Raw genomic sequence first — 4,931 nt, forward strand, 5'->3', positions numbered from 1 at the left:
CCCCGCGCCCCCGCCCCGAACACCGTCCGCAAGCAGAGGTGTTGCTCCGATACCGGACCGGCCCACCGCGCGGTGGCCGGTCCGGTCGCCGTCCCGGCCAACCCCGTCCCGACGCCGTGTAGCACCCGGCGCCCCGGGGGAGACGACAGACATGACCTCACCGCTCCCGAACGCCGACCACGCCCGGTCCTTCGACGCCGTGGCGACCGAGTACGCGGCCAACCGGCCGAGTTACCCGCCCGAGCTGTTCGAACTGATCGAGGCGCGCGTCGCACACCCCCTCGCCGAGACCGAGGTCCTCGACGTCGGCGCGGGCACCGGCATCGCCAGCCAGCTGCTGAACCAGCACGGCGCCCGTGTCACCGCCGTCGAACCGTCCGAACCGATGGCGACCCAGCTGAACGTCGCCCACCCCGGGCTTCCCCTGGTCCGCGCCGACGGCAACGCACTGCCGTTCACCTCCGGCCACTTCGACCTCGTCACCTACGCCCAGTCGTGGCACTGGACCGAGCCGGAGCGCTCCGTCCCCGAAGCGCTGCGCGTGCTGCGGCCCGGAGGGACCCTCGCGCTGTGGTGGAACGTCCCCGACCACGACGTCGAGTGGATACGCGGCCAGTGGGACCGGATCGCCGCCGCCACCCCCGAGCACACCCGCTTCGCCACCAGCGACAACGCGGCCTCGATCATCGCCGGGCTCGGCCTCGGACTCGCCCCCGTGGAGGACGAGTTGCGCTGGACCCGCAGCGTCCCCCTCGACACCCATCTGGACCACCTCGCCACCCACTCCGCGCTCGCCGTGCTGCCGCCCGAGCAGTCCGCGCCGATCATCGACGCCGAACGCGAGTCCGTCCAGGCGGAGTTCCCGGAAGGAATCGTCGAAGAGCGTTACGTGGTGCGCCTGGTGCTCGTCCGCGCCCCCGGCGACGGAACAGCGGCGGCCTGACCCGGAGCGCTCCGTCGCGTCGACCCCGCCCGCCCGCACCACGGACGCGGCACCCGGTACCGACCTGCGGACAATCCGGCACCGGGCCGCCACCCGGTGCGACCATGGACCCCATGAGCCACAAGATCGCCGTCCTCGGAGCAGGGAAGATCGGTGAAGCCCTCCTCGGCGGGCTGCTGCGCGGAGGGCGCGCCCCCGGTCAGCTGCTCGCCACCGCCCGCCGCGCCGAACGTGCCGTGGCGCTCCGCGCCCGGCACGGCATCGACGTCGTCGGCAACGCCGAGGCCGCCGACCGCGCCGACATCCTCATCCTCGCCGTCAAGCCGCAGGACATGGCGGCCCTGCTGACCGAGCTCGCCCCGCACACGGCGGCCGACCGGCTCGTGATCAGCGCGGCGGCGGGCATCACGACCGGCTTCGTGGAGCAGCACCTGCCCGCCGGCACCCCCGTCGTCCGGGTCATGCCCAACACCCCCGCCCTCGTCGACGAGGCGATGTCGGTGATCTCCCCGGGCGCGCACGCCACCGAGCAGCACCTCGCCCACGCCGAGGAGATCTTCGACAGCGTCGGCAAGACGCTGCGGCTGCCGGAGTCCCAGCAGGACGCCGCCACCGCGCTCTCCGGCTCCGGACCCGCCTACTTCTACTTCCTGGTCGAGGCGATGGTCGACGCCGGAATCCTGCTCGGACTGCCCCGCGACAAGGCACACGACCTGATCGTGCAGGCCGCCTACGGCGCCTCCGTGATGCTGCGCGACAGCGGCGACCACCCGGTGACGCTCCGCGAGGCCGTCACCTCCCCGGCCGGAACCACCATCAACGCCATCCGGGAGCTGGAGAAGCACGGTGTCCGTGCAGCCTTCCTGGACGCGCTGGAGGCCGCCCGCGACCGGAGCCGCGCCCTCGCGGCCGGCGGCGACAGCGGGAAGTAGTCCCGGCGGGCGGCGGCCGGGGGACTGCGCGACAAACCGGTGGCGGCGGCCGCGCCCACCGCTCTAGGCTCGGCTGTTTCGCCGGACCGAACCCAGGAGTGGGGCGACATGAGCGTGGCCTTGCGGCTCCGGCGTCCCTCCGGCGTGTACCGGGCGGTGGCCGCCGGGAGCTTCCGGCGCTACGCGACCTACCGCGTCGCCACCGCGGCGGGCGTCCTCACCAACACCGTCTTCGGGTACGTCCTCGCCTACACCTTCATCGCGCTGTGGGCCGAACGCCCGCAGCTCGGCGGCTACGACCAGGCCCAGGCCGTCACCTTCGTCTGGATCGGCCAGGCGCTGATCGGCGCCGTGGCCCTGCTCGGCGGCGGCTTCCAGGAGGAGCTGCACGAGCGGATCCGCAACGGCGACATCGCCATCGACCTCTACCGGCCCGTCGACCTCCAACTGTGGTGGCTCGCCTTCGACATGGGACGCGCGGCCTTCCAGCTACTGGGCCGCGGGGTGGTGCCGATGGCTGTCGGGGCGCTCGCGTTCGAACTGCGGCTGCCGACCGACCCGGCGGTCTGGCTGCTGTTCCTGCTCTCGGTCTGGGGCGCGGTGGTGGTCGGCTTCGCCATCCGCTACCTGGTGGGGCTCTCGGCGTTCTGGATGCTCGACGGCAGCGGCGTGCTGATGCTCAGCACCCTGGTGGGGATCTTCGCCTCCGGGATGCTGCTCCCGCTGACCGTCTTCCCCGGGGTACTGGGAGAGGTCGTCCGCTGGCTGCCGTGGGCGGCGATGCTCCAGGTACCCGCCGACGTACTCCTGGAACGCCGGGCCGGGGGATCGGCCGTGACCGGGCTGGTCTTCCAGGCGGGATGGGCGGCGGTGCTGCTGTTCGCCGGACGCCTGGCGCAGTCGGCGGCGACCCGCCGCGTGGTGGTGCAGGGTGGCTGACGCGCTGCGCTCCTACGCGCTGATCGCCGCGATGTGGATCCGGGCGGCCCTCGCGTACAGGGCGTCCTTCCTGCTGGCCGTTCTCGGCAGCTTCCTCGCCTCCGGCCTGGACTTCGTCGCGATCATGATCATGTTCTCGCACATCGAGGTGCTCGGCGGCTTCACCGTCGCCGAGGTCGCGCTGCTCTACGGCGCCACCAGCACCTCGCTCGGCCTGACCGAACTGCTGGTCGGCAACGTCAGCCGGGTCGGTGCCCGGGTGCGGGACGGCACCATGGACACCCTGCTGGTGCGGCCGGTGCCGGTCTTCCTCCAGCTGGCGGCCGACCGCTTCGCGCTGCGCCGGCTGGGGCGGGTGACCCAGGGGCTGCTGGTGCTGGCCTGGGCGCTCTACGCGCTCGGCCCGGTCCGGGCCGCGTGGTCACCGGCCCAGTGGGCCCTGCTGGTGATCATGGTGCTGAGCGGCACGGCGATCTACGGCGCGTTGTACGCCCTCGGCGGCGCCTTCCAGTTCTGGGCCCAGGACGCGGCCGAGGTGCAGAACTGCTTCACCTACGGCGGCAACACCATGCTCCAGTACCCGCCCACCGTGTTCGCGGCCGAGCTGGTGCGCGGAGTGACCTTCGTGGTGCCCCTGGCCTTCGTCAACTGGGTCCCGGCGAGCCGGCTGCTGGACCGGGAGAGCCCACTGGGCCTGCCGGGCTGGGTGGACTTCACCTCCCCGCTCGTGGCGGCGGCCGCCTGCGGGGTCGCGGCCCTGGTCTGGAGGATCGCCGTGAACAGCTATCGCAGCACGGGAAGTTGACCGGGAGGACGGCCATGGAGCAACCACTGATCGAGGTCGACGGGCTGGAGAAGGTCTTCTCCGTCCGCCGCCGAGCGGGCCTGGTCCGCCGGGTGCGGCGCGAGGTGCGGGCGGTCGACTCCATCTCCTTCCGGGTGGAGCGCGGGGAGATGGTCGGCTACATCGGGCCCAACGGCGCGGGCAAGTCCACCACCATCAAGATGCTGACCGGCATCCTGACCCCGAGCGGCGGCCGGCTGCGGGTGGCCGGCGTGGAGCCGGCGCGGGACCGGGCGCGCCTGGCCCGCCGGATCGGCGTCGTGTTCGGGCAGCGCACCACTCTCTGGTGGGACCTGCCGCTGCGGGACTCCTACGCGCTCGCCCGCCGGATCTACCGGGTGGAGCCGGCCCGGTTCCGCCGCAACCTGGAACGCTGCGTGGAACTGCTCGACCTCGGGGAACTGCTGGCGGTCCCCGTCCGGCAGCTCTCCCTCGGCCAGCGGATGCGTGCCGACATCGCGGCGGCGCTGCTGCACGACCCCGAGGTGCTGTACCTGGACGAGCCGACGATCGGCCTCGACGTCGTCAGCAAGACCAAGGTGCGGGGCTTCCTCCGCGACCTCAACACCGAGAGCGGCACCACCGTGCTGCTGACCACGCACGACCTCACCGACATCGAGCAGCTCTGCCGGCGGGTGATGGTCATCGACCACGGCCGGATGGTCCACGACGGCGACCTCGCAGCACTGCACCGGCTCGGGGAGAGCGAACGGACCCTGGTGGTGGACCTGGAACGCGAGCTGCCTCCGATCCGGATCGAGGGCGCGCGCACTGTCCGGGTGGAGGGGCCACGCCAGTGGCTGGCGTTCCCCACCACGGAGCGGGCGGCGCCGCTGGTGGCCGCGGTGGCGGAGCGGTACCCGTTGCTGGACCTGTCGGTGCGGGAGCCCGACATCGAGCAGGTCATCGCCCGTATGTACGCCGACCGGGCCACCGTCCCGGGCGCTTGAACCAGCGCCCCTCGGGCCCGCCGGGGGGACACCGCGGGGTGTGACGCGGGCCGCGTCCGACCCGAGTTGACGACGCGGGGGGCCGTGCGTAGTGTTCTCCGAGCTGCCACGGAGCCGTGAGGCTTCCCAAGCGACGCACAGCGTCCCAGGTCCTGGCAGCAACTCTTCTGAGAGTCACCACCCTGACGGGTCTGATTTGACGTGCCTTTGGCGTGTCGAATTCATGACTCGGGGCCGATTTGAAACCGGCCGGGGAAATGCTCTAAAGTAGAGAACACGCCGGAGGGCGAAAAGCTCAAAACCCCGCCGACTGGGGGTCAGGA

At 72.3% G+C, this 4,931-nt stretch carries 5 protein-coding genes; all 5 read left to right on the forward strand.

Going from position 1 to position 4,931, the window contains the following annotated elements; all coding sequences use genetic code 11:
- The first annotated feature begins 151 nt into the window (after positions 1 to 151).
- Positions 152 to 943, forward strand: a complete 792-nt coding sequence (locus E0D90_RS23510) for a class I SAM-dependent methyltransferase (RefSeq protein WP_130799993.1) — start codon at positions 152 to 154, stop codon at positions 941 to 943.
- A 113-nt stretch (positions 944 to 1,056) separates the two neighbouring features.
- A complete protein-coding gene (gene proC / locus E0D90_RS23515; RefSeq protein WP_130799994.1) occupies positions 1,057 to 1,875 on the forward strand; it encodes a pyrroline-5-carboxylate reductase in 819 nt (272 codons plus the stop codon).
- A gap of 108 nt (positions 1,876 to 1,983) precedes the next feature.
- Positions 1,984 to 2,814: an ABC transporter permease gene (locus tag E0D90_RS23520; protein WP_130799995.1), complete on the forward strand. Its 831-nt coding sequence runs from the start codon at positions 1,984 to 1,986 to the stop codon at positions 2,812 to 2,814.
- A gap of 31 nt (positions 2,815 to 2,845) precedes the next feature.
- On the forward strand, positions 2,846 to 3,619 hold the full coding sequence (locus E0D90_RS23525) for an ABC transporter permease (RefSeq protein WP_103502915.1): 774 nt from the start codon (positions 2,846 to 2,848) through the stop codon (positions 3,617 to 3,619).
- Between the two features lie 14 nt (positions 3,620 to 3,633).
- On the forward strand, positions 3,634 to 4,608 hold the full coding sequence (locus E0D90_RS23530; RefSeq protein ID WP_130799996.1) for an ABC transporter ATP-binding protein: 975 nt from the start codon (positions 3,634 to 3,636) through the stop codon (positions 4,606 to 4,608).
- Positions 4,609 to 4,931: the final 323 nt, after the last annotated feature.

Source organism: Streptomyces otsuchiensis, from assembly GCF_004305975.1.
Classification (GTDB): Bacteria; Actinomycetota; Actinomycetes; order Streptomycetales; family Streptomycetaceae; genus Streptomyces; species Streptomyces otsuchiensis.

What these genes read in the sequence shown, in the direction of transcription:
- E0D90_RS23510 (WP_130799993.1), top strand. Translation starts at nt 152, where the DNA reads ATGACCTCACCGCTCCCGAACGCCGACCACGCCCGGTCCTTCGACGCC.
- proC (WP_130799994.1), top strand. Translation starts at nt 1,057, where the DNA reads ATGAGCCACAAGATCGCCGTCCTCGGAGCAGGGAAGATCGGTGAAGCC.
- E0D90_RS23520 (WP_130799995.1), top strand. Translation starts at nt 1,984, where the DNA reads ATGAGCGTGGCCTTGCGGCTCCGGCGTCCCTCCGGCGTGTACCGGGCG.
- E0D90_RS23525 (WP_103502915.1), top strand. Translation starts at nt 2,846, where the DNA reads ATGTGGATCCGGGCGGCCCTCGCGTACAGGGCGTCCTTCCTGCTGGCC.
- E0D90_RS23530 (WP_130799996.1), top strand. Translation starts at nt 3,634, where the DNA reads ATGGAGCAACCACTGATCGAGGTCGACGGGCTGGAGAAGGTCTTCTCC.